We start from the raw sequence: 22,602 nt of genomic DNA, 5'->3' as shown, positions 1-22,602 counted from the left end.
CCTACAGACAGAGAATTAAAGAGGGTTCACATGAAAATTAAACACCTTGTGGCTGCAGTGGCAGTCTCTGCCGTTGCAACCACTACTGCCATTGCCGGTGGTCACGGCGATCACAGCGCTGACAAAAAAATGGACGCGGCTCACGCCATGGACAAAGGCACCATCGTTGACATCGCGGCCAGCAATAACGACTTCAGCACACTGGTAGCCGCTGTAACCGCTGCAGACCTGGCGGGCGTGCTTGGCGGCGAAGGCCCCTTCACCGTGTTTGCACCGACCAACGAAGCTTTTGCAGCGCTGCCCGAAGGCACTGTGGAATCACTGCTGCTGCCTGAGAACAAAGACAAGTTGGTCCAGATACTGACGTATCACGTGATATCAGGCGCGGTCTACGCCAAAGACGTGACACAGCTGTCTTCCGCTGACACCGTAGAAGGTGAGGCGGTGAAGATCTCAACCATGGGCGACAAAGTAATGGTTAACGACGCACAGGTCGTAGCCGTTGATATCGCCGCATCCAATGGCGTTATCCACGTCATCGATAAGGTCCTGCTGCCCAGCGCATAAGTTGAGCCCCGGGCTGGCGCGTTGCTGTGCTTCCTGCAGCCGCCAGCCCGTTTTTAATGGCACAGAGGCGAAGTTCACGCGCGAAACACACTACACTGTGCTGATGGAGAGTAGCTACAGCCGCCGCCCAGTCACAGGACCCTGCCCCGCTTGCCAGCGGGATGTGGATCTCACCTTCCACCACTTGATTCCCCGCAAAGTGCACCGCCGAGCGAGGTTCAAAAAGAATTTTACGAGAGAAAGCCTCAATCAGGGCATCTACCTGTGCCGCGCCTGTCACTCAGGCATTCACAAGCAGTATGACGAGATGACACTGGCCACTCACTACGCAAGCTGGGATGCCATTTCCAGCGACCCCGATCTACAGCGTCATTTTGCCTGGGTCGCCAAACAACGGCTCACCAAGCGGGCCAGAGCCTAGTAAGGCGCTAAAAATCCGCGTCCTCATCGGGAAGGCGGGCGCAGTTGGATGGGGTTGCCTTCTTCTCAATGCCAAATAAACGCTGCCTCAATCGCTGCAGTAAAGAAGACTTTTGGGTTTGGACTGGTTGTCGGTGAGCGGGCGGCGCACCGTGTTCGGCATACCACTGCTCCCACTCCCACGGCGTCAAGGTCTTGGGTACGCGCTCGCTAGTTGCCCTGTCCATCGCCTGCGCACGCAGCGAGTGATCTTGCTCCGGCTCAGCTTCACCGAGAATTTCACGAATTCGTCGTTGGTTACGTGTCTCACTCATCGTCAGCCCTACCAGGGAACCGTTTTCCCCGCCCAGTCGACATAGGATAGCTGACCATCGCAAGAAGCAGACTGCATTTGGGTCAGCAGGGATTGGGCAACAAACTGCGGCGTGAAGAGCTTGTCTTCCGGCACCCTCGCTTGAAACGGTTTCGACAGCCGGGTATCGGTAGTGCCTGGATGGAAGGCGATCAGTTTGACGCCCCTGGCGCGACGCGCAAACTCAACCGCGGCGGTTTTCAGCATCATATTCAGGGCCGCTTTCGAAGCACGGTAGCTGTACCAGCCGCCGAGATGATTATCACCAATGCTACCCACGCGCGCACTGAGGCAGGCAACCACAGCTCGCTCACTGCGTCTCAGCAAAGGGGCTAGCGCGCTCAACCACAGCGCCGGCAACACCGTGTTCACAGTGAGCACCTGCTGCAGATGGTCACGATTGAGACGCTCTATCGCTTTCTCAGGCTGTAAGTCGTCGTCGTGCAGCAGACCCAATGTGATCACAATATTTCCGGGAGAAAACTCCTGTGCTTTCAGCTCGGCGACCACTGCGGCGATACTTTCGTCGGAGTGATCACAATGCAGGTGGCACGGCACTTCATGGCGCTGCGCATCGGCGTCCTGACCGTCTCGGCTTACCGCAAAAACCCGGCGCACGGAGCTGTCGTCCAGTAAGGCCTCCACCATGGCTGCACCAATGCCGCCCCCCGCGCCAATAACAAGCGCATCGCGCCCTTCAGATGTTGGTTCGTTCATACTGAAATTACGCAGCGCGGGAATCGCCGGACTAGACCCCGGGGCGACGAAAGCACGACAGCACTCGCGATCTGTTTTGGTTTGCTATGGCCTGGCTTTGCGGATCACAGTGACTGCCGAGCCCACTGCGAGTCAGTGTGCTCGCTACTTGAACGGATTATTGATGATGGGGGCCGCCTGCAGCCGAAAGTTCCACTCAGCGCCGTAATCGCGAGGCTTCAACAGGGAGTACTGCAATTCCACACGAAGCTTGAAAAGCATCTTGCCCCAGCGCGCTATCGCTGACAGAGATGGCGGCAGGCTAAATTCCTAGTCGCCCCCCCCGACCGGGGGCGCATTACCCAAGTTCTGCGCATCGGCTCCAGGTTACCACCGGCGGCGAGTCTGACGGCAACAATTTACCGAAGGCACTGACCCAGTCCTCCGAGGCGGTGGTGGATGAGGCGATAAGGGCATTGGCTGCCCGGAAACAGGGCATAGTGATTACCGGTCGGCCGAACCGATTGCTCGGCCTACTCCCCCGCGTGGTCTCACGTCACCGCCTAGTTAAGCTAATGTCTGTGATGGGCGACCCGGAGAGAGCCTTATAGCCCGTCCCTAACCAAGCGCCTTGCGGCACCTTCGATGGGCTCCTGATATCGCCCCCTGCGGCACAGACCCCACAGACTCCACGCAGCTTCCCCTGCAACCCTAATTTCCGGCCTTCTCTCATCCAGCAGCGGGCTGCTGCTGTGTGATGCAGTGAATACCACCACCGCCTACCGCGATATCGGCAATTGGCACCATGACAATCTCGCGTCCCGGGAAATAGTCCTGCAGTCGTTCGCGTATCTCGCCGTCAAGAGCGATGCCGTACGACGGTGCGATTACCGCGCCATTGGCAATGTACGAGTTAACGTACGAACAGCAAAAACGCTCGCCCATTGAGACATCCCAGGGGGCTTCCGGCAGGTTCAGCAGCTCCAGAGTTCGACCCTGGGCGTCAGTCTGGCCATCGATAGCCTCCCGCAAGCTGTCGAAATATTCCTTGCGTGAGTCTTCCGCGTTATCCGAACCCTCAATCATTACTTTGCCGGGTGCAACGAAGGCCGCAACGCCATCGACATGGCCATCGGTTTCCTCATCCAGCGGATCACCCGGCAGCCAGATCACCTTCTCCACGCCCAGTAGACGCATCAATTCCTCATCGATCTGCTCGCGGCTCCAGTCGGGGTTACGATTGGCGTTTGGAAAACAGCTGTCTGTCGTCAGCAGGGTGCCCTCGCCGTCAACGCAAATGCCTCCGCCCTCCGCAATAAGGCGAGAGTGGATAGCCGGCACGCCCGCCGATGCCAGAATTCGTTCGGCCATCTTGGCATCCTGATCATAGGGTGTGTACTTGCCACCCCAGGCGTTAAAGCCGAAACAAACGCCCGCCAGATCGCCGCTTGCACTCTTTACGAAGTTTGGTCCAGTGTCCCTGGCCCAAGAGTCATCGATGGGCATTTCCAGTAGCGTGATGTCGCTGCCTAAATAGTTGTGCGCCTCGGCCGCTTGCTGTGGGTTCACTACCATGGTGAGTGGTTCAAACTGGGCAATTGCGTGTGCGACTGCCGTATAGGCTTTGCGCGTGCCGTCCGGGTCATCCCACATACACATGCGAGCGGGCCAGGCCATCCAGCAGCGCTCGTGCTCTTCCCACTCTGCGGGCATGCGGTAATCGCTCATGGTCGACTCTCCAGCGTCAGTGTTTGACAGAGCCTAGGGCATGAAAGACACTGCCTCAAACGAAACATTTTCGTGCCTTCCATGAGTTTTCCTTATGGGTTCCCGTTATCGTCGCTTCCCGTCACTGCAGGCACTGGTAGGCTTTGAAGCCGCCGCCAGGCTGCAGAGCTTTTCGCGAGCGGCCGACGAACTGTCGATGACCCAGTCCGCAGTGAGTCACCAGATTAGGGCACTGGAAGACTCGCTGGGCCAAGCCCTGTTCCGCAGACAAGGCCGCTCAGTGCAGCTTACCGATGCCGGCCGCGACATGTTGGAAACCACGCGGCGCACATTGGCCACGCTGGACGAAGGTCTTGGCCGACTCGATTACTACATAAAGCCGGGATCGGTGGTCATCACCTGCCCACCCGCCTTCGCACGGCACTGGTTAATGCCGCGCCTGCCGTCACTGAGGGACATTCACCCAGACATTGATCCCTGGATAGTCAGCACAGACGCGGCTGTGGACTTTTCGCAAAGCGAAAATGACATGTGTATAGCACTCGCCACAGACGCGGGTACCGGGCTAACGTCAGTGGTGCTTGCCAACGAAACACTGGGCCCACTGTGCTCCCCCGATTACCGAACACGATTGGGCAAGCGACGCCCATCTCCCAAGACCCTGGCGAAAGCGGAGCTCCTTCACGACGAGAGCTGGGATGGCTGGAACCGGTGGTTCGAGACTGTGGGGCTTGAAGAGAGAGCGCCTGTGCGCGGATTCAACTTCAGCGACCCCGGACTGGCACTGGATGCCGCCCTTGCCGGACAGGGTGTTGCGCTGGGTAGTCATACCCTGGCCTCACGCGCACTGGCGGAAGGTCGCTTACTTGCCTTGGGGCCGACAACAATTCAGCGCCAGGAACAATGGATGCTTCGCGGAGACCCTGATCGGCTACGCAATGATGCAGAAAGGCGCTTCTGGGACTGGCTGATCGCCCAGGCGGGCAAGGGCAGTACATGAGCAAATTTAATCAATAGGCAAAAAAGAATGCGTTTGCCTCGATGGGGAATTCAGTTGCACCATTGCCCTAATTAATCCTTACAAACGGGGATCATAGATGCGTAACGTCACTCTTGCAGCCACACAGATGGCCTGCAGCTGGGACCGCGAAGTCAATATTGCCAATGCCGAGCGCCTGGTGCGCCAGGCCGCGGAGGCCGGCGCCGAGGTTATTCTCCTGCAAGAACTGTTTGAGACGCCTTACTTCTGTATAGAACAGCGCGGCGAGCACCTTGAGCTGGCCAAGCCGCTGGCAGACAGCGCTCTGGTGAAGCACTTCCAACAACTGGCGCGATCACTGGGCGTGGTACTGCCCATCAGCTGGTTTGAGCGCGCAGGCAATACGTTTTTCAACTCGCTGGCCATGGTTGATGCCGACGGCGAGATCCTCGGGGTCTACCGCAAGTCTCATATTCCCAACTCGGTCGGCTACCAGGAGAAACAGTATTTCACCCCCGGCGATACCGGATTCAAGGTCTGGGATACACGCTTTGGTCGCGTGGGTGTGGGCGTTTGCTGGGACCAGTGGTTTCCCGAGGCCGCCAGAGCCATGGTGCTACAAGGCGCCGAGATGCTGCTGTACCCCACGGCAATCGGCAGCGAACCCGGCATACCCGATCTGGATTCCAGAGGACACTGGTGTCGCACGATGCAGGGGCATGCTGCCGCCAACATGGTGCCACTGATCGCCTCAAATCGTATTGGCCATGAGGTAGCCACTGTAGACGCCTCGCTGAACATGGACTTCTATGGCAATTCATTTATCGCCGACCATACCGGCGCTCTGCTGAATCAGGCTGACGACGCGAATGAAGCGGTGCTAGTGGCGAGCTTCGATCTCGATGAGGTCGCACGATATCGCACCGAGTGGGGGGTGTTTCGCGACCGCAGGCCCGACCTGTATGGGGTGTTAACAACGCACGGGGAAGGATAAAGCTATGCTGCCGGGGCCAAGAATCTGGGCATGCGCAGTACTCGGCTGTATCACGCTAATTCCTATTCTTATAGGCCCCATTATCACCGGCGTGCTGGTGGATTCGGGCGGCCTCAGCGACTCCGCCGCCGGGATGACTTCGGGTTACGGGGCGATCGGATCGGTAACCATCGCACTGATCTGCGCCCTATTCATGCATCGTCTTCCACTGCGCCGGCTTGCAACCGTCGGCCTGATTGTGGCGGCAGCGGCCAATGCAGGCGCCGCCTTCAGTTATGAAAACTTGCCACTGTTCTACGGCTTGCGCGCACTTAACGCACTGAGTGAAGGCGCGGCCTATGCCGCAGTGATGAGTGCTTTTGCCCGCCAACCCGAGTCCGAACGCGCCTACGGCCTGTTCATGATGCTGCAGTTCGGGCTTGGCGGTATCGCCCTGTGGGCATTACCCACCTGGCTACCCGAACTGTCGGTCACCAACATGTACTTGGCTTTTGCCTGCCTGCAGTTTGCGGCACTGGCCCTGGTTCGCAACCTGCCTACCGATGCGGCGGATGTTGCCGGCATCTCTATTCGCGGCAGCGAGTGGAAGCTACTGCTGACGGTCCCCGCTATCGCGGGCCTTGTGGCACTGTGCTTCAGCGAAGCGTCCAATGTGGCAACCGACGTCTACCTAGAGCGCATAGCCTTCCATGCGGGCCTGAGTGATGGCGAGATCGGCTCCTCACTGGGCATCGCGTCGATTGTTGGTGTACCCGGCGCCTTTGCCATCGTTCTGGTGGGGGCAAGGTTCGGGCACGCACTGCCGGTTCTGGTGAGCATTGCTATTGGTGCCGCCTCCCTGATGGGCATTATGAACGCCAGCGGCTACTGGGATTTCCTGCTATTCATCTCCATTCACAGTGTGACCTGGGCATTCATGACGCCCTACATACAAAGCTTGCTGGCCGACCTGGATCCGGGGGGCGCTGTTGTTACTGCAGGCGGCATCGCCAGCGGAGCCGGCGGCGGCCTGGGGCCAGCGGTGGCTGCCTCAATGGTCAGCGCCAATGAATACAGCGGCGTGATGGTCACCAGCCTGTCGGCCTACGCTATTTGTGCGGTTGCCATTGTGATTACGGCCAAGGGCCTGATGCAGTCGCGCGATCGCCCTACTGACGCTCGTTCAGGCTAAAACAAAAAAGCCCCCGCACTGCGGGGGCTTCTCGGCTTAGACACTGGCCGGCCGCAGGGGCGGTCGGCATTAGAGTCACATTAGAACGCCACGTTGATACCGAAACGAATATCACGCCCTGGCAACGGTGCTGACTCGGCCAGGAAAGACGTGGCAGAACGCGCAAACTCATCAGTCAGGTTACGTCCGCGCAACGACAGGGTTACGTTCTGCGCATTGGCGAAAGGCTGAGTCGTCAGATAGATGTTCAGGAAGGTGTAGCTATCGGTAGGCGTAGTGCCCGCCAGTTCTACTTCACTCCCTTCTGGCGTCTCGCCTACGCGGTCCTGATCATCAACGTACTGCACTTCAACACGCAGGGTTGAACGCCATGGCTTGTAGTCGATATCCACACCCCCAAGGACACGCATTGGCGGGATAAAGGGCAGGTCACCCTCCTCGACGGTTATGCCGCTTGTGCCCAGCGGGGTGAACTCGTCGCGAACATTCTCGATTCCACCAAAGGTCGTGGACTCCGTCGTTTGCGCACGCACCATGTCTACCTGCCCATCAATGGACACCGCCCAGGTGTCATTGCTGAATGCAAGGAAATCGGCTTCAGCCTCGAAGCCATAGAACTCCGCATCGGCTTGCTGGTAGGCAAACACCGGGAAGCCCTCATCTGCGGGGAACGGATCGCCTTCCTCGAACAGGTCGCCCGTCGGGCTCAGGAAGATAAAGTCACTGTAGTCGGTGTAAAAGATGTTCACACCGTAGTTTAGAGCTTCATAGCTGCTCTTCAGGGAGAGCTCTAGCGAGTACGCCACCTCGGTATCGAGGTTAGTATCACCAATCTCTACTGTACTCGTCGCGGCATGGAAGCCATTAGAGAACAGTTCCTCAGCCGTGGGGGCACGCTCAGATCGAGCCAGATTGACGCCCATACTGGTGGTATCACTCAGGTGGTAAATACCTGTCAATGCGGCTGAGTAGGTGGTTTCGCTCTCGTCGTAGCTCTCACCGGCAAAGGCCAGGTTATCTGTCTCATTCTGCTGATCGTCTACCCGCAGGCTAGCCTCGAAGTGGAACATATCGAGCTCGTAGCGCCCAAGTCCGAACACGCCCCAACGGAACTGATCATTCAGCGGGACAAAGGCTTCTTCACCGTCCGCCGAGAACTCGCGATCGGCAAGGTTTACGCCAAACGTTCCGGTCACGGAGCCAGCGCCCAACTCGAACTCGTTCATGAATGCCTCTGCACGCAGTTCCCACTCATCATTCTCGTACTTGGTTTCGGGCTCATCGCCGGCGAACTCGGTGTGCTCGTAGTCGGCATAACCAAAGCGGAATTTGGCCAACTTCACCAGACCATTGCCGAAGTTGTATTCGCCGTCCAGATCGTAGCGAATCTGCTCGAAGTCGATAGTGATGGGGCCTTCCTCTTCCTCCTCCTCACCCTCTTCGGCGAATAGCTCCAGTTCTTCCTCTTCCTCTTCCTCTTCCTTCTTCTTGCCGCCAGGCAGGCCATACGTCCCTTCCTGGTAGCCAACAGCGAAGCCGATGTAGCCCCGATCACCAATCCAGGATAAACCGGCAGCACCGGAGGTGGCTTCGGACTGGCTGTTCTCAACCGTGTCCTTCACACCTTCTTCTTCAGCGGCTTCGCTCGCAAAGCCATCAATGTCGTATTCGTCGGCGTCGCGATCGGAAGCCTCAACGTGCAACACAAGGTTATCGGTGGCGCTAACATCCGCCGAGCCACCAACGGTGTAGCCATCGTCCACCGTTGAGTAACCGGCGAAGATTTCAGCATCCAAACCATCTTCTGGAGCGCTACGGGGGATGCGATTGTCGTAAACGTTCACAACGCCGCCCACGGCGTTCTGGCCGTAACGAAGCGTGGAGGCACCGCGAAGAATCTCGATTTGCTGCGCAGTAGCCACCTCCGTGGCCACCAGGTGATCCTGGCTGGCTGTTGACACATCGAATGCAGAGATGTCGTTAGTCAGGACACGAATCCGATCGCCGCCGAGGCCGCGGATGATTGGTCTGGAGGCCCCCGGTCCGAAGAAGGTTGAGCTGACGCCGGGCTGACTGGACAAGGTCTCGCCGACGGTACCATTCAGGTTCTGGAGAATGCCCTGTCTATCCAGCACTGTGGTGCCCAGCGCGATTTCATCAGAGGTGCTCAGTAGGGGCGACGAGCGAACGATAACCTCTTCAATTTGGTTCCCGGCATCCGGCGCCTGGGCCGCGGCCATGGTCGCGCCCAAAAGCAGGCTCATGGGCGTGAGCTTGAACAAACCCGCGGGGGGCAGCAGTCTTGTCGTTTTCATTATGCGTCCTTAAGAGTAAAACGAGTTAGGATCAACAGTTACCTACGCAAGATATGATACAACGTATCATCTGACAGAGTGAACCATCATCAGCGGTTGGTAAAATTACCGCGGTTCACCCATTTGCTTGGGATTGAGGTGCCCAAAAGCAGGCTGAGAGTGCTAGAGGCTGGTAAGCAGCAAAGGTTTTCAAGGACGTATTTGAACAAACTGACTGTGGCGTTGCGGGCCGAATCCGTTCAGGCCGACGCATTCAGGTCGACCCCATTCAGGTCGAACCAATCCAGTGAGGGAGCCACTGAGAACTATCATGGGGGTCTGAGGTAAAATCCGCAAAACCAAAAGCCCTGCCTCCTCCCTGCCCACTGACCTTGGAGCCCAGCACAGCCCATGCGAATAGAAACTATAGACAGCATCGAAAGGCTGTTTGAAATAGAGCTGGACTGGGACGAGCTGTACCAGGCAGACCCGTATTCGCATATCTACCTCTCGTCTGATTTCCTTTGCTCGGTGGCTATAAGGGTGGCTGGCAAATTCCGCGTAGTGGTTGCGTGGTCGGATGAGGGTCGCTGCGTAGGGCTGCTTCCACTGATGTTGATGACTCGGTGGAGTAAGTCAGGACGGTGCCTTATCAACGTGCTCGACATGTTAGGGCACGTATTCGATGCCGATTACACCGGTATTCTGTGCGATCCTGACGTGGAAGCTGAGGTCTGTGTTGCGCTGGCAGCCGAGGTGTCGAAAATGGATTTCGCCCGCATAGTGCTCAACTACTTCAGCGCACCCAAATGCCGGCTGGACGCATTCACGTCAGCCTTCGACCCGACCCTCTTCGACTGCAAGGGGAATACTCATCTCATCAATGATGGGCAGACCAACAATCTCATATGCCCGTATATCGATCTTCCTGACAGCTTTGATGCCTACTTGGCGTCCCTCAGTTCTAACTCCCGACAGAAGTTGCGGCGCCTGTTACGTCAACTGGATACGGACCCTGAGCTACAGGTAAAGAAATCCCGCCCTGAAACGTACACTCAGGACGTCACCGTGCTGTCCAAGCTGTGGTACTTGAGGCATGCCGAACAAAAAGGCCACAAGCGCGCCACTCACCTGGCCGACCTGTTCAAGGATGTCATCATGCTAGGGCTGGCCAACGGCATGGTTTATCTGGCGATACTCTACCGCGGCGGCAAGCCCATAGCTGCGCAAGCGAACTATCTCGACAAGGTTAGAGGCGAGGTGCTGTTCCATGTGGGCGGTCGGGACGATGCCGTGAAGGATTTGTCATCCGGCCTTATGCTGCAGGCACACTGCATTCGCTGGGCCATTGCCAACGGTTTCAAACGTTTCGACTTCACTATTGGGAACGAACCCTACAAGTACAGTCTTGGCGGCGTTGATCGAGAAATCTTCTCCCGTGAACTTCACACCGGAAACGGCGCAAATATCACAGGCATACTGGACGGGCGATGCAGAAAGGACGTGGAGCAATTGATTAAACGTTACCGCGACAAGGAGCGGCCCGATGATGCGCAAATCGCGTTTGAGCAAGCCTTACAAGTGTGGCCTGATTTTTCATTGGAGTGACCACAGCCAAATAAAAAACCCGGCGCAAGGCCGGGTTCTTTTATTTGGTAGGACTACCCAGATTCGAACTGGGGACCTCTACCATGTCAAGGTAGCGCTCTAACCAACTGAGCTATAGTCCTAAAAACTGCGCTGTCTCATCTGGGCAAACCCAGATTGATCGCACCGCGATTGCCTCTCGCGTTGCGACCCCTTCGGGGCGCTGTCCAAAACGCTTTCAGAGTCGCGTTTTGTCGCCTGCGGACCTCTAACCTATCAAGGAAGTGCTCTAACTAACTGAGCTATAGTCCTGCAAAGGGACGCGAAGTATAAAGGCGTCGCCGCTGCATCTCAACACCTCAACCCGGGCGCGAATCCTCGCGCATTGCGGCCTTCTCGCCGGCCCTGTGCTGTCCTTTAAGCACAAGCAATTGCCACAGCTGCTTGCGGTCGTAGTTCAGGAATGGCTGCAGAGCCAACACGCCGATTTGCCCAATGGACTCGCGTAAATAACGCAGCTCATCAAACAACGGGGTCAGCGCCGGATCGTACTCCGGCTCCATGCCGTGCTCGCGCATCATCAGCAAACCTTTGGCGCGTAACGACAGCTCGGTATAGATCCTCAAGTAACACAATATGTCGCCCACGATCTCGCCGGGGAATCGATTACGGATATCATCGAGAAAATCGCCCGCGCGCGTGTTTCTCAATTGCCCGCTACTGATCTCCTGAATCAGGACCGCATCGGCATCGAAGTCCAGCTGCATCCAGATACGTAAATCGTCGGCACTCTTACTAAAGACCAGGAACAACAACAACGGGAGAAGAATCAAAACCGCAAGGGTGTGCAGCATGGGCGAGAAGTAAAATTGGTTGAATGCCCAGTGCAGCGCCGTTGCCATCACCAACCCCGGCAGAAAAAACTGCAGATCCAACCGCTTACTTCGCTCGGTAAACCGCTGCGCGACAATGGCGAAGATTGCTGTGACACCCCCGTGCATCACCGCGGTCCCAAGGCCGCGCACCAACCACACGCCCTCACCCATGGGTGGGCCAAACACCATCAGATACAGGTTCTCCGCTAACGCGAAGCCCGCACCCACCGCAAACCCCAGGATCGCCGCATCCACCAGAAAACCAATACGGCTGGCCCGAAACAGGGCAACCACGATCATGGCTTTAGCGGTTTCTTCAATCAGCGGCGCCAGAAAAAGCCGCGTTAGATCGGGCGGTAAAATCTCTATTAGCAGCCCACTGACCAACAGACTCACACAGGCTGCGCCCATCCCTGCCGCAATCAGTCTGATCACGCGGGGCAAGGGTGTCAGCTGATGTCGATCCATACGCCACAGCGTCACCAAAAAAATGATGACGGGCAGCAATCCAATCGGCACGGCAAGCAGCGATCCCATAGCGCTAGCAGTGTACTCCGTGCTGAAGCAATGACTAGCCCAGAGGTTATTGGTGCGGTGTTTTTAGAGGGCTAGAACAAAAAAGGTGGCCGAAAGGCCACCAAGATTACAGGGGTGCTACTAAAGGGGATGAGAACTACTCATCCAAAACCTGAAGAACCTCTCGGTGCACAAGTTGGCCCTTCTGGAAAACATCGACCTGAACGGAGGAGACGGGATTGGGTAACGGGAGCTGCTTCGCAGTCTCGCCGTCAACCACTACCTCTGCATACGACTGGCCGGAAACCGGATCAATGAATGAAAAAGTTGTGGTCTGATCGGCGTCAGCGCGCAGGCCCAGAGCCAGATCGCCATCGTCAGTCCCAAGCAACTGGAGGTCAGCTTCCACCGACTGCCAATCCAGGCGAGCTTCGCCGAGCACCTGGGCATCGGAAGGCAGCAGGGTACCAGTCATCTGACCGGCGAGATCGCCGTTGATCTCATCCGGGAACAGCGCTCCCACCCCCAAAATGACCGCAACAAACAAACTGGCAGCCATGGCAAAGCCCTGCCACTCCGGGCGCTTGCGGGTTGGCAGGGGTGTAACAACCTGTGTTTTGGCGCGATGGTCAACCGGCAGCGGCACCGACTGGAGTATGTAGCTCTCAAGGTTCGCCGGCACTTCCGGCTCTGGGTCCGCGGCCAGGGTTTCAGACAACCCGCGCAGCGATGCTTCCAGTTCAGAGGCCTCGGAGTTGTCGCCTAGACGCTGACGCAGCTCGGCTTCGGCAGCGACATCCAGTTCGCCGTCGATCGCCGCTTGTAATGCCAGCTTGTCCACTTCGCTAATCATTTACCTCTCCACTCCGGCTGCACTTAGCACGCCTTGCAACTTGCGGCGGGCTTCAAACAATCGGGACCTTACGGTCTTTTCCGGTACAGCCAGGATGACGGCCATGTCAGCGTAACTGCATTCGGAGTAATGCCTCAGCGTAATCACGGCCCGGTGCTCGTCGTTCAGCTGCATCAGTGCAGTCTGGACTTGCGTTTGGAGCTCATCGTTCCCGGTAGCCAGCTCCGGACCATCTCCTTGATCAGGAATCGGCTGATCAAGGGGTTCAATTCCTGCATTTCGTCGTCGTGTGTTAAGGGCTTCGTTGATGCCGATGCGGTACAACCAACTGAAAAACTTGTATTCAGGGTTATAGGAGCCGAGGTTCTCAAAGGCTTTGAGAAAGCACGTTTGTGTGACATCTGCGGCATCCTCCCTGTTACCCAACATCCTGTAAGCCAGCTTGTAAATCGCACCGTGGTACAGATTCACCAGCGCTTCCAGCGCTTGACGGTCTCCCTGGAGTCCTCGTTGAACGAGCTGGCCGTCCCTGGCCCTTTCCATCTCCTTACCCATGACTTACCAGCGCCATCGGATAAAGTTGGAAAGGGTTTTCACAGAAACCGTCGATAAGGGTAAAAATTAGACGTAGCACTTTGTTTTTATTGATATTTTATTTTTCCCGGGTCACATCAAAAAGACGATCAAAACCCGAATAATGGAGGATATCGGCGATGTGGGGGTTCACTTCCACCAGCTTCAGGCCCGCACCCTGGCCCATCAGCCGTTTGTGAGTCTTCAACAGCAGGCCCAGTCCCGCGCTGGAGATATATTCCAGCGCCGACATATCCAGCAATGCGCCGGCCGTGATATCGGCAAATGCCGACTCCGCCCCCGCCGCTTGCGCCGCATCAAGCCGGCCTTTCAGGCGCAGGTAATCCCCGTCCTGCCTAATCTCAAACATCGCGTTCCCCTGTACGCGCGTGAAACGTGACTCTACTGGTCCCGTCGCGAAACTCGTAGTCTATATCCGACACCAGCAGGTTGACCAGATAAAGCCCCAAACCACCGGGCTCCCGCTTGTTTAGCGGTGCCTGGGTATCTACATCAGGCACATTGCGGGGGTCGAAAGGATCGCTGGAGGTATCGATCAGCGTCACGGCCACCCCACCTTCCGTGGGAGCCATCTCCAACACGATACGGGCATCACCCGCCTGACCGTGGCGAACCATGTTTACGAATAGCTCTTCGGTGGCCAGGTCTACCGTGGGAACGAGGCTGTCAGGCAATTGCTGATCCTGGAAATACGCACGCGTCGCCGCCACGATACGGTCAATCTCATTGATGTCTCTCTCCAGCGAAATTTGCATTTATGCACCCGAGGAATCCGTTCCCGTCCTCTCAGTGTAGATCAGTGACCAGGGCCACGACAGGCAATTCAGGCCGAGCGTCGAAGCAGCACGACGGTGATATCGTCTTCCTGCACGGCGCCTTCACCAAAGGTTGCCAGCGCGGCGAGAAGGTCTGACGACAACTCAGAAAGTGAGCGCTCACCACCTTCAGAGATCAGTTTTGATACGCGTTCTGTTCCAAACACGTGTTCACCCCCGTCGGGGTATTCGTACACCCCGTCCGACAGCAGGGCCACAACATCGCCAGGCCCCATGGCGAGGGTCATGTCTGCCGCGGCTCGATCTACCGGCAAGCTGCCCAGCGGAAATGTGGTGGGACCGTACCAGTCACACTGTCCGCTCTCGGCCTTGAAGTGCAGGATAGGCGCTTGACCCGCGGAGTGATAACGCAGGCGATGAGTCTGCGGATCGAGGAAACCCAGAAAGGCGGTGACAAAGCGATCCTCGGGCAAATCCTCTGACATCTGGTTATTCACATGCACATAGGCCTGGTCAAGGTTCGCGCCCAACCGAAAAGCAACGCGAAACATGGCCTGCATCTGGGTCGCCGACAGGGCCGGGCCGTAGCCATGCCCCGTTGCATCGCCTAACAGCACAAAAACGCCCTGCTCCAGAGCCACCAGATCGAACATGTCACCACCGGTGTGCGCTGTAGGTCTGAGCATGCCCCACAGCTCGTAGCCCGGCACATTGGGCATCTCCGGCGGCAAAATGCTGAACTGAATCTCGCGCGCCACTTCAACTTCATCGTGCAAAACATCGATGGAGATGGGTGCCTGGGGTAACTCGGGAGCTTTAGACATCGTTACGGGGCCTGATACACACGTCGTCCGGCCACATACGTCGAGAGCACCTTGTTCTTCCAAATGTCTTGCTCGTCGACGGTGAAATAGTTATCACGAAGCAGTATAAAATCGGCGCTGAACCCCGGCAGCAATGTGCCTATGAGTTCTTCCTGGTGGGCCGAGTAGGCACTGCCTTGGGTAAACAGGTGCAGGGTTTCAGCGCGGTCCAGCTTTTCGCCGGGCAACCACCCACCTTCAGGGTGGTTGTCCCTGCTCTGTCGTGTCACTGCCGCATGCAGGCCCAGGAAAGGGTTAACCTCTTCCACGGGAAAATCCGAACCACCGGCTAGCTGCGCGCCACTGGCCAGCAACGCGTGCCAGGCGTAGGCGCCCTTGAGTCGCACATCACCCAGTCTATCTCCGGCCATGTTCTTGTCACTGGTCGCATGAACGGGCTGGATGGAGGCAACAATGCCGGCAGCTTCAAACCGATCAATATCCGCTGGGCGCAGTATTTGCGCATGCTCTACCCGGTGACGAAGGGCGCGGGTCTCTGCCTCCTTATTGAGGCGCTCGTACTCAGACAACACACGATCGTTGGCCAAGTCGCCAATCGCGTGCGTGTTTACCTGAAAACCCGCCGCGGCGGCGCGATTCATATGATGCGTCAGTTGCTCGGGCGTAAGCAGCAAGAGCCCTTTGTTGCCGGGGTCGTCGCTGTAGTCCTCGAACAGCGCCGCGCCCCGGGAACCCAGCGCGCCATCAGCGGAGATCTTTACACTGCGCACAGACAGCAAGCTTGCCTCATCTTCACGAGGGCCTGTCGCCAGATTTTTGTCGTTCTCAGGGTCCAGCACATCCAACATGGCATACACGCGCACTGGCATGTTGCCCGCGGCCAGCAGGCTGTCGAACCCGCGTAGCTCCTGTGCGGTGATTCCCGCATCGTGCACCGAGGTAATGCCGTTGGCGGCGAGGTTGTTCAATGCGGTGAGCTGGAATTGGGCGATCAGCTCATCCGTGTCAGTGGGTATCGCCGCAAACACGGGGGACATGGCGTTATCGACCAGGACGCCGGTAGCCCTGCCCGCCACGTCGCGCACGATTTGCCCGCCTTCAGGGTCTACCGTCTCGCGGTCGATCCCTGCCATCTCCAGCGCCATGCTGTTCACCCACATGGAGTGGCCATCAATGCGCTGCAAGGCCACGGGCCGATCACCCACTGCATCCAGCGATTGCCGGTCCGGAAACTGCTTCCCCTCCCACAACACCTGATTCCAACCGCGGCCGACAATCCAGGGCGCATCGGGATTGGCCTTGGCAAAGGCCACTACACGCTCAACCGCTTCAGCTTCGCTGGTGGCGCCTACCAAATTCACCGACGCCAGCGCCCGGCCCAGCGAGCTCACGTGGCCGTGGGCATCAATCAGACCCGGCAGCAGCGTGGCACCCTCGCCATCGATGCTGGTCTCTGCCGTGCTGGCCTCACTGGCCTCCTCACTCTCGTACAGCGCGGTAACTTTGCCGTCATCAAACTCCATGGCAACAAACTCACGTACAGTTTCGCCGTCCATGGTGTAGCCGTGCACGTTGTGAACCAGTGTGGCGGCGCTACTTGCCTGTGCTAACGCCAACGCGGCCAAAGCGATCCATTGCTTCATCGTTCCATTACTCTCTTTCAAACAGTGGTGTGGGAAATTGGCGGTAACATGCGGCTGCAACGCGATCCACAGCGGCCGCATCGCTTATAATGTCATAGGCCGTCATGGCCAGCATACAGGCGGTGCGGTGCCATGGCTTCAACCCTCGAGCAGATGTTGCCAGAGCGACAGCCCTATTTGGAGCACCTCCGCCAAGGCGCTCGTAGCCCAGTGTGACCATGCGATCGACTGAATCACGCGGCTTTTCGATGGAAGTTGGCAGTTCGACCTCGTTGCGGGCCAGCAAATAACCCATGGCATCCATGTACACGAAGCGCCAGTTACCCGACTGCTGCATGGCTGCGTACTTCTGTGCGCCACCCGCGATGCCACGTGGCCAGAGGAAGTAGTCGGCACCAGACTGCTCGACGATATCCAGCCAACCCGGCTCGTCGCGCAGGACTTTCACGTACTTCAAGTATTCATCGACTTCATAAATAGTGTCTGCGCGCCCATCAATGTAAACCTTGAGAGCGCCATCGGTGCGCCAGTGCAAATAACCACCCCAGTTGTAGTAGGCAAATACCTTACCCTCAAGCCCATTGAGCTGCGCGGCATCCACAAGGTCAGTGGGGTAGGAGTACTCAGCTGTGAGGTAGTGAAATGCCGGAGCGGCCTGCACCGGATAGGGAAGCTGTCGGTACAGTGCAAAGCCCAGCGCGATCACGGCGAATGCAATACGCAGGCGCTGGTCGCGCAGCCACATCAACGCCCACGCCAGCAGCGGCGCCAGCATAACGGCCAGGGAGATACCAAAAATGGGAATAAAGCGACGACTGGTCAGTGCCATGGCCAGCGTCAGTGCGGTCAGTACCAGGCCTTCCCAGGGTACGCCGGTATGGCGGCGAATGGCTGGCACCAGATACGCCAGACCCGCCAAGGGAAACCACACCAGGGTAGCGAACCAGGGCGACTGAATACCGCCGGGCTGGAACGGCGGCAACCATTCCCCGATCTCGCGGTAGGGCGAACTGCCATCAAAGGCGTACTTCAAGGGAAACCAGAGAGACTCGATACCCGAGGGGTTCAGGAGGGTAACGGCCAGGCAGGCCAGGCCCACCAGAAACGCCGCCTTAAACGGCTCCCAACCCAGATTGCGCCAGGGAAACAGCAGCGCACCCAGCACCATCAGGCCGAAAAAGAATCCGCCATGCAGGTTTACCCACACTAGGAACAACAGCAGCAATATCCACAGGGGGCGGTCGCGCTGCAGCAGCAAATACAGCAGCAAACACATGTTGAGCAGCGTGTACAAATGCGGGCGCACATCGATAAAGGGCGCACCGACCAGTATGGCCATGGCTGAGCACAGAAAAGCCGCCGGCCAGCTTTGTGTTACGCGGTACAGGGTGAGCTGCAGCAGCAGGTAGGTACTGATGACCACCAGCCACTTCCACCACACCAAGGTTTCCACGCCAAAGGCAGATACCCAAAGCCAATAAAAAACATCACTTAACCATTCATGATTCAGCCAATCAGCACCGTGAGCCGTGAATGACCAGTCATCCACCATCCAGATGGTGCCGGTCTGGAAGATTTCTCGCCCGGCGGCAACATGCCACCACATATCGGAGCCGGCCATCTCGGTGTAACCGAAGGAGAGAAATAATACGATGCCCGCCAGGGGCCAGAGAATGGATTCGAGTCGGCTCATACTGCGCTTATGGTCGGTGGGCGTTGATGGATTAATGGAGGCTTTATGTTTTGTCGGTCGCATCAGACACAGCGCCGTGGACATCAGCAGGGTCTAAGGCTGCGGGGTGGTAGCCCTTGGTGAAGTACAGGCTGCGCGACTTACTTTCGCCGTAGGTGCGGCCCAGATACTCGCCGATAATTCCCAGACACAACAGCTGCACGCCGCCCAGGAACAGCATGATCACTATCAGCGAAGGGTAACCCGGTACCGGGTTGCCCAAAATCAGTGTCCGGAACAGGAAGAAAATGGCGTAAAGGAATGCTGCCAGCGAAGTGACGGCACCGAGGTAGGTGGCAAAGCGCAGGGGCGCGGTTGAGAATGACGTAATACCCTCGAGGGCAAAATTCCAGAGCCGCCAGTAATTCCACTTGGTCTCGCCAGCCGCGCGAGGCTCCCGATGGTAGCGCAGGGCTTTTTGGGGGAAACCAATCCACGCATACAGGCCCTTCATATAACGGTGCTTCTCCCTGAGCTCACCCAGGGCGCCCACCGCGCGCCGGCTAAGCAAGCGGAAGTCGCCCGTATCGTTAGGAATGGGCACATCGCTGAGTGCGTTCATTACGCGGTAAAACCAACTGGCCGTTTTCAGCTTGAGCCAGCTCTCACCGGCACGACTGGCGCGTTGTCCGTAGACCACGTCGTAGCCTTCCTGCCATGCAGCCACGAAATCAGGGATCAGCTCAGGGGGGTCCTGCAGGTCAGCATCAATGATAATCACGGCATCCCCGGCGGCGTGATCCAACCCCGCGGTGAGCGCCACTTCCTTGCCAAAGTTTCGGCTGAGTTCCACCAATGCAATGCGGGCATCACGACTGCGCAGATCGGTCAGCAGTTGAACACTACCGTCGCTACTGCCGTCATCCACAAACACAAATTCCAGACGCATAGACAGCGACCCGGTGGCCGCCACCAGACGCTGGTAGCATGCCTCAAGTACTGGCGCCTCGTTAAAGACGGGAATAACAACGGACAGTAACGGCTGCACCTATCACCCCGATAGCTTAGGTTAATCCCGGAAAACCCAGAGGCTGGCCAGGACGAAGTTGGTTGATATTACTACAGCCATAGACAGGGTCTGAACCAGCAAGTAGTTAAAGTTCAGGACTTGGGTCCCCAGGTGCATGACCGCCAGATTCATCAGGAAGCCGGCTCCGACCATCACGCCATAGCGAGACACTGCGCTGCCCGTCGGGCGGTCGCTGCCGTAGGTCCAGCGGTAATGGGCCAGGTAGTTAAAGCCCAGCACCAGCGGATAAGCAACGGCGCTAGCAACGGCAGGTGACAGGGATAACCACTCTACGCCAGCAGCCACCAGCGCGTAGAACAGTCCTGCCGTTAGCAAACCCACCAGGGCGAAGCGCCACACAGTGCCCTGCTCTCGGCTCACGATTCAGACTTCACGTGTTAGAACTCACGACTGCCGCTTGCCAAGGACCCGGTATTGCGTCCACAGCAGGAAGGACAAGGGACCATCCCGCAGCTTGTCTTCACACCAGGCAAGAAACCGTTGCCCAGGGCTGCCCAGCAGCTCCGCCACTAACGGCAGGTAAAACCCGGACTTCCACGCCTCGCGGGTCGCAAGACCCGCATCAGATAACTGCGCAGCCAGTGCCGACTCCGTTAGCAGATTGATATGGCCGGTCTCGATAATGGGCTCGCGATAGATCCATCGCACCACCTGAATAATGCCAGGCAGGAATGCAATGCGGGCGCAGACCTCAAGCGGACTGAAGCGCTGGGGCGTGGAAAGAATCAGCACGCCATCCTCCGTCAGCAGCGACGCAAGACCAGCCAGCGCCGCCGGTGAATCGGCAATATGCTCGATGACCTCGGTGCAGAGAATAAGGTCGAAGCTGGCCTTCTCCATTTGCGTTTGCGTGATGTCATCGGCCAGGCATTGGAGGTTGGGGAGTTCCTCGGCCAGCACATTGGCCTGCTCCAGGTAAGCATCTTCTATGTCGGCCGCTGTCACTGACTGTGCCACTTGCGATAACGCAGGCAGGTACACACCGGACCCGGGGCCCACTTCAAGTACGCGGGCCGCCCCCTGACCCAGACCATTGATCCGCGACAGAATCCAGTCGCGTCGGGTACGGTGCAGCCAACGCCGAGTGGGGTTGCTGGAGTCATACAAGGTTTCCTGTAACTCGAGCAGCTCTTCTTTGCTGTAGGTGCCCATCAGGAGCGTGGCACCTGTGTAATGCGCAACACCACGATATCTCCCACGAACATCTGGAAAGTACCGTATAGGGCTTTGTGCAGCATCAGCTCCGGCATGAAATTACTCACCGTATAGCGCCGCGCCGGCTCCAGGTACGGATGCTCACCGGCCAGAGCCTGCTGGTAGAAGCGAGCGTACTCGGGTTTGGTTTTTATCAGGCGCTCCAATTTAGAGGTGTAGGGGCCATTAAGCTCGCTTGGAAAGGCTGTGTCATACCAGTTCTCGCTCAGCACCAGATATTGCGCCTGGCGCAGTTGCGCCGCGTCTCCCTGGGCATATTCCGGCTGCAGTAGCGCGTGTGACTGTGCATAGGCAGGCGGTGGTGCCACATAGAACGACATATACACACGTTGCGGCTGAGCCTCCTGATACCAATGGCGCAGCGTCTGACGAGGGTCCTGATGATAATCACCCACTAAGTCTACACTCAGCGCAACAGGCCACAGGAAGAACACGGCAAGCGCGAACGGCTTGGCGGCAAAACGATACTGCCAGTACCCCAGCGAAGCCAGCAACAGGGCCGCAGGCAGTAGAGCGAGGTAATGACGGTAGTAGGTGACTGGGGCAAGAAACGCCATGAACAGCGCGAAAACCAGTACCGGCAGCAGCACCAGCCAGCTGCGAACATGAGCACGGTCAGCCATCATCGCGCGGACGCCGGCGGGCAGACACAACAGGGCAGGAATCCCCATTCCCACCAGCAACACCCAACCCACGTTCATGGGGTTGCGCAGCCACTTGTTCCAACCGATGGCGGCGTAGCCGGTGCCAAAGCGCTCTTCCATCACCCCCGTGGTGTAAGCCGCAAACAAATCAACCTGGGTGAGCGCCCAGGCAAATACAGGCACCATCACCCATAGCAGCATCATGGGCCGTTTGATGGCTTGCCAGGGGATTACTGCATAAAAAGGCAGCAACAGAGCAAAGCGCCAGGATGGTAGCGCCTGAAATGCGGCATTAGTGAGCAAACCAAACAGAATGCACAGGGCCAGCACAAGCAACACCAGACGGCGCGCACTAAACCCTTGTGACACATAGTGCCAAGCCGCCTGAGGCACTACGCAGGCGTAAGCAAAAAACGCAAAAAGCCAGTACTTGGTCCATACCGCGGGGACTAACAGCAGCGGCGTTGACCACAGCGCCAAACGCCTAGATCGCAGCGCCAGCAGCACCGCCAAAAAGAAAAGGTAAATGAAAAATACGGAGGGCGCATCCACGGTGCCCGATTGCGACTCGCTGATATGGAATCCGGAAACAGCCAGCAGGGCTGCCGCAGTGAAGCCCACGGCTGGGAGGGCGGGCGCCAATAGAAAGCCCATAACACCCACAAGTACCACGGTAGCTGCGCCCAAGACAGCGGAATAACCTCGGGCCACATTCAGGTGTGCCGGGTCGTAGCAGTAACTGCGCGCTGCGTTGTAATCACCCACGGTGCCCTCTGGCACGCCGGCGCCAAGCGCCGACGCAACGGCAATGGTCTGCTGCCCGATAAAAGTGGAATAGTCGAAACCTACAAGCGCTGCGCGGCAAGACCCACCCTCATCGTAGTTAATCAGGGTGAAGGAGTCGGGGCCGTCCCAACCCCAGCCCACGGTCTGACTGCTGTACCAACGCGGTACCAGGGCAATGATGAAAATCGCAAGCAAGATCAACCAATGCCTGGCGTTCACGCTAGATAACACTGGGTTACTCATCGCCGACAGCCACACCTATGGCTGCACGGACTAGCAAGCTGGCTCCCACCGCTCAGCCCAAAGGGACGAATAAAGCCTCCCTG

At 57.7% G+C, this 22,602-nt stretch carries 22 protein-coding genes and 1 tRNA gene; 6 read left to right on the top strand and 17 right to left on the bottom strand.

The window, feature by feature from the left end:
• The first annotated feature begins 30 nt into the window (after positions 1–30).
• Complete coding sequence (locus IE089_RS11865; RefSeq protein ID WP_189478021.1) at positions 31–567, top strand: fasciclin domain-containing protein; 537 nt, start codon at positions 31–33, stop codon at positions 565–567.
• Positions 568–670: 103 nt separating this feature from the next.
• On the top strand, positions 671–988 hold the full coding sequence (locus IE089_RS11860; protein ID WP_189478020.1) for a hypothetical protein: 318 nt from the start codon (positions 671–673) through the stop codon (positions 986–988).
• 7 nt (positions 989–995) lie between these two features.
• Here IE089_RS11860 and IE089_RS11855 read toward each other — a convergent pair whose 3' ends face one another.
• The 3 genes from IE089_RS11855 to IE089_RS11845 all read right to left on the bottom strand — a co-directional run bounded on the left by IE089_RS11855 (position 996) and on the right by IE089_RS11845 (position 3,763).
• Positions 996–1,301 carry a hypothetical protein gene (locus tag IE089_RS11855; protein WP_189478019.1) on the bottom strand — a complete coding sequence of 102 codons (306 nt, stop codon included), beginning with the start codon at positions 1,299–1,301 and terminating at the stop codon, positions 996–998.
• Positions 1,302–1,309: 8 nt separating this feature from the next.
• Positions 1,310–2,056: an SDR family NAD(P)-dependent oxidoreductase gene (locus tag IE089_RS11850; RefSeq protein ID WP_189478018.1), complete on the bottom strand. Its 747-nt coding sequence runs from the start codon at positions 2,054–2,056 to the stop codon at positions 1,310–1,312.
• A gap of 708 nt (positions 2,057–2,764) precedes the next feature.
• Entirely contained in the window at positions 2,765–3,763 is a 999-nt protein-coding gene (locus IE089_RS11845) for an agmatine deiminase family protein (RefSeq protein WP_229802728.1), read from the bottom strand.
• Between the two features lie 94 nt (positions 3,764–3,857).
• Between IE089_RS11845 and IE089_RS11840 the strand changes: the two genes are divergently transcribed.
• The 3 genes from IE089_RS11840 to IE089_RS11830 all read left to right on the top strand — a co-directional run bounded on the left by IE089_RS11840 (position 3,858) and on the right by IE089_RS11830 (position 6,907).
• Positions 3,858–4,763, top strand: a complete 906-nt coding sequence (locus IE089_RS11840) for a LysR substrate-binding domain-containing protein (RefSeq protein ID WP_189478017.1) — start codon at positions 3,858–3,860, stop codon at positions 4,761–4,763.
• 97 nt (positions 4,764–4,860) lie between these two features.
• Positions 4,861–5,736 (top strand): N-carbamoylputrescine amidase, encoded by an 876-nt coding sequence (gene aguB, locus IE089_RS11835; protein ID WP_189478016.1) that lies wholly within the window; start codon positions 4,861–4,863, stop codon positions 5,734–5,736.
• Positions 5,737–5,740: 4 nt separating this feature from the next.
• On the top strand, positions 5,741–6,907 hold the full coding sequence (locus IE089_RS11830; RefSeq protein WP_189478015.1) for an MFS transporter: 1,167 nt from the start codon (positions 5,741–5,743) through the stop codon (positions 6,905–6,907).
• A gap of 80 nt (positions 6,908–6,987) precedes the next feature.
• Here the strand turns inward: IE089_RS11830 and IE089_RS11825 are convergent, their stop codons facing one another.
• Positions 6,988–9,222, bottom strand: a complete 2,235-nt coding sequence (locus IE089_RS11825; protein ID WP_189478014.1) for a TonB-dependent receptor — start codon at positions 9,220–9,222, stop codon at positions 6,988–6,990.
• Positions 9,223–9,612: 390 nt separating this feature from the next.
• On the opposite strand from IE089_RS11825, the gene IE089_RS11820 reads away from it, so the two are divergent.
• A complete protein-coding gene (locus tag IE089_RS11820; RefSeq protein ID WP_189478013.1) occupies positions 9,613–10,809 on the top strand; it encodes a GNAT family N-acetyltransferase in 1,197 nt (398 codons plus the stop codon).
• 45 nt (positions 10,810–10,854) lie between these two features.
• Here IE089_RS11820 and IE089_RS11815 read toward each other — a convergent pair.
• From IE089_RS11815 to IE089_RS11755, 13 genes are all read right to left on the bottom strand, one after another.
• Positions 10,855–10,931 (bottom strand) — tRNA-Val (locus IE089_RS11815).
• 216 nt (positions 10,932–11,147) lie between these two features.
• Entirely contained in the window at positions 11,148–12,200 is a 1,053-nt protein-coding gene (locus IE089_RS11810) for a PrsW family glutamic-type intramembrane protease (RefSeq protein WP_189478012.1), read from the bottom strand.
• 136 nt (positions 12,201–12,336) lie between these two features.
• Positions 12,337–13,032 carry an anti-sigma factor family protein gene (locus IE089_RS11805; protein ID WP_189478011.1) on the bottom strand — a complete coding sequence of 232 codons (696 nt, stop codon included), beginning with the start codon at positions 13,030–13,032 and terminating at the stop codon, positions 12,337–12,339.
• Positions 13,033–13,587: an RNA polymerase sigma factor gene (locus IE089_RS11800; protein WP_189478010.1), complete on the bottom strand. Its 555-nt coding sequence runs from the start codon at positions 13,585–13,587 to the stop codon at positions 13,033–13,035.
• Between the two features lie 97 nt (positions 13,588–13,684).
• Entirely contained in the window at positions 13,685–13,975 is a 291-nt protein-coding gene (locus tag IE089_RS11795; RefSeq protein WP_189478009.1) for an STAS domain-containing protein, read from the bottom strand.
• Complete coding sequence (locus IE089_RS11790; protein ID WP_189478008.1) at positions 13,968–14,381, bottom strand: ATP-binding protein; 414 nt, start codon at positions 14,379–14,381, stop codon at positions 13,968–13,970. Before IE089_RS11790 ends, IE089_RS11795 begins: the two co-directional genes overlap by 8 nt.
• A gap of 68 nt (positions 14,382–14,449) precedes the next feature.
• A complete protein-coding gene (locus IE089_RS11785) occupies positions 14,450–15,226 on the bottom strand; it encodes a PP2C family protein-serine/threonine phosphatase (RefSeq protein ID WP_189478007.1) in 777 nt (258 codons plus the stop codon).
• Positions 15,227–15,228: 2 nt separating this feature from the next.
• A complete protein-coding gene (locus IE089_RS11780) occupies positions 15,229–16,869 on the bottom strand; it encodes an amidohydrolase (protein WP_189478006.1) in 1,641 nt (546 codons plus the stop codon).
• 7 nt (positions 16,870–16,876) lie between these two features.
• The gene (locus IE089_RS11775; protein ID WP_189478005.1) at positions 16,877–18,562 is read right to left on the bottom strand and encodes a glycosyltransferase family protein; all 1,686 of its coding nucleotides are present in this window, start codon (positions 18,560–18,562) and stop codon (positions 16,877–16,879) included.
• A 43-nt stretch (positions 18,563–18,605) separates the two neighbouring features.
• Positions 18,606–19,589, bottom strand: coding sequence for a glycosyltransferase family 2 protein (locus IE089_RS11770; RefSeq protein WP_189478004.1), 984 nt, complete (start codon positions 19,587–19,589; stop codon positions 18,606–18,608).
• Positions 19,590–19,610: 21 nt separating this feature from the next.
• Positions 19,611–19,991, bottom strand: coding sequence for a GtrA family protein (locus IE089_RS11765; RefSeq protein WP_189478003.1), 381 nt, complete (start codon positions 19,989–19,991; stop codon positions 19,611–19,613).
• Between the two features lie 24 nt (positions 19,992–20,015).
• Positions 20,016–20,783 (bottom strand): class I SAM-dependent methyltransferase, encoded by a 768-nt coding sequence (locus IE089_RS11760; protein ID WP_189478002.1) that lies wholly within the window; start codon positions 20,781–20,783, stop codon positions 20,016–20,018.
• Positions 20,783–22,519: a hypothetical protein gene (locus IE089_RS11755; protein ID WP_189478001.1), complete on the bottom strand. Its 1,737-nt coding sequence runs from the start codon at positions 22,517–22,519 to the stop codon at positions 20,783–20,785. Before IE089_RS11755 ends, IE089_RS11760 begins: the two co-directional genes overlap by 1 nt.
• Between the last annotated feature and the right edge of the window lie 83 nt (positions 22,520–22,602).

This window comes from Parahalioglobus pacificus (assembly GCF_014652275.1).
GTDB classification, from domain to species: domain Bacteria; phylum Pseudomonadota; class Gammaproteobacteria; order Pseudomonadales; family Halieaceae; genus Parahalioglobus; species Parahalioglobus pacificus.
This window is presented reverse-complemented; position numbering and strand designations above follow the sequence as displayed.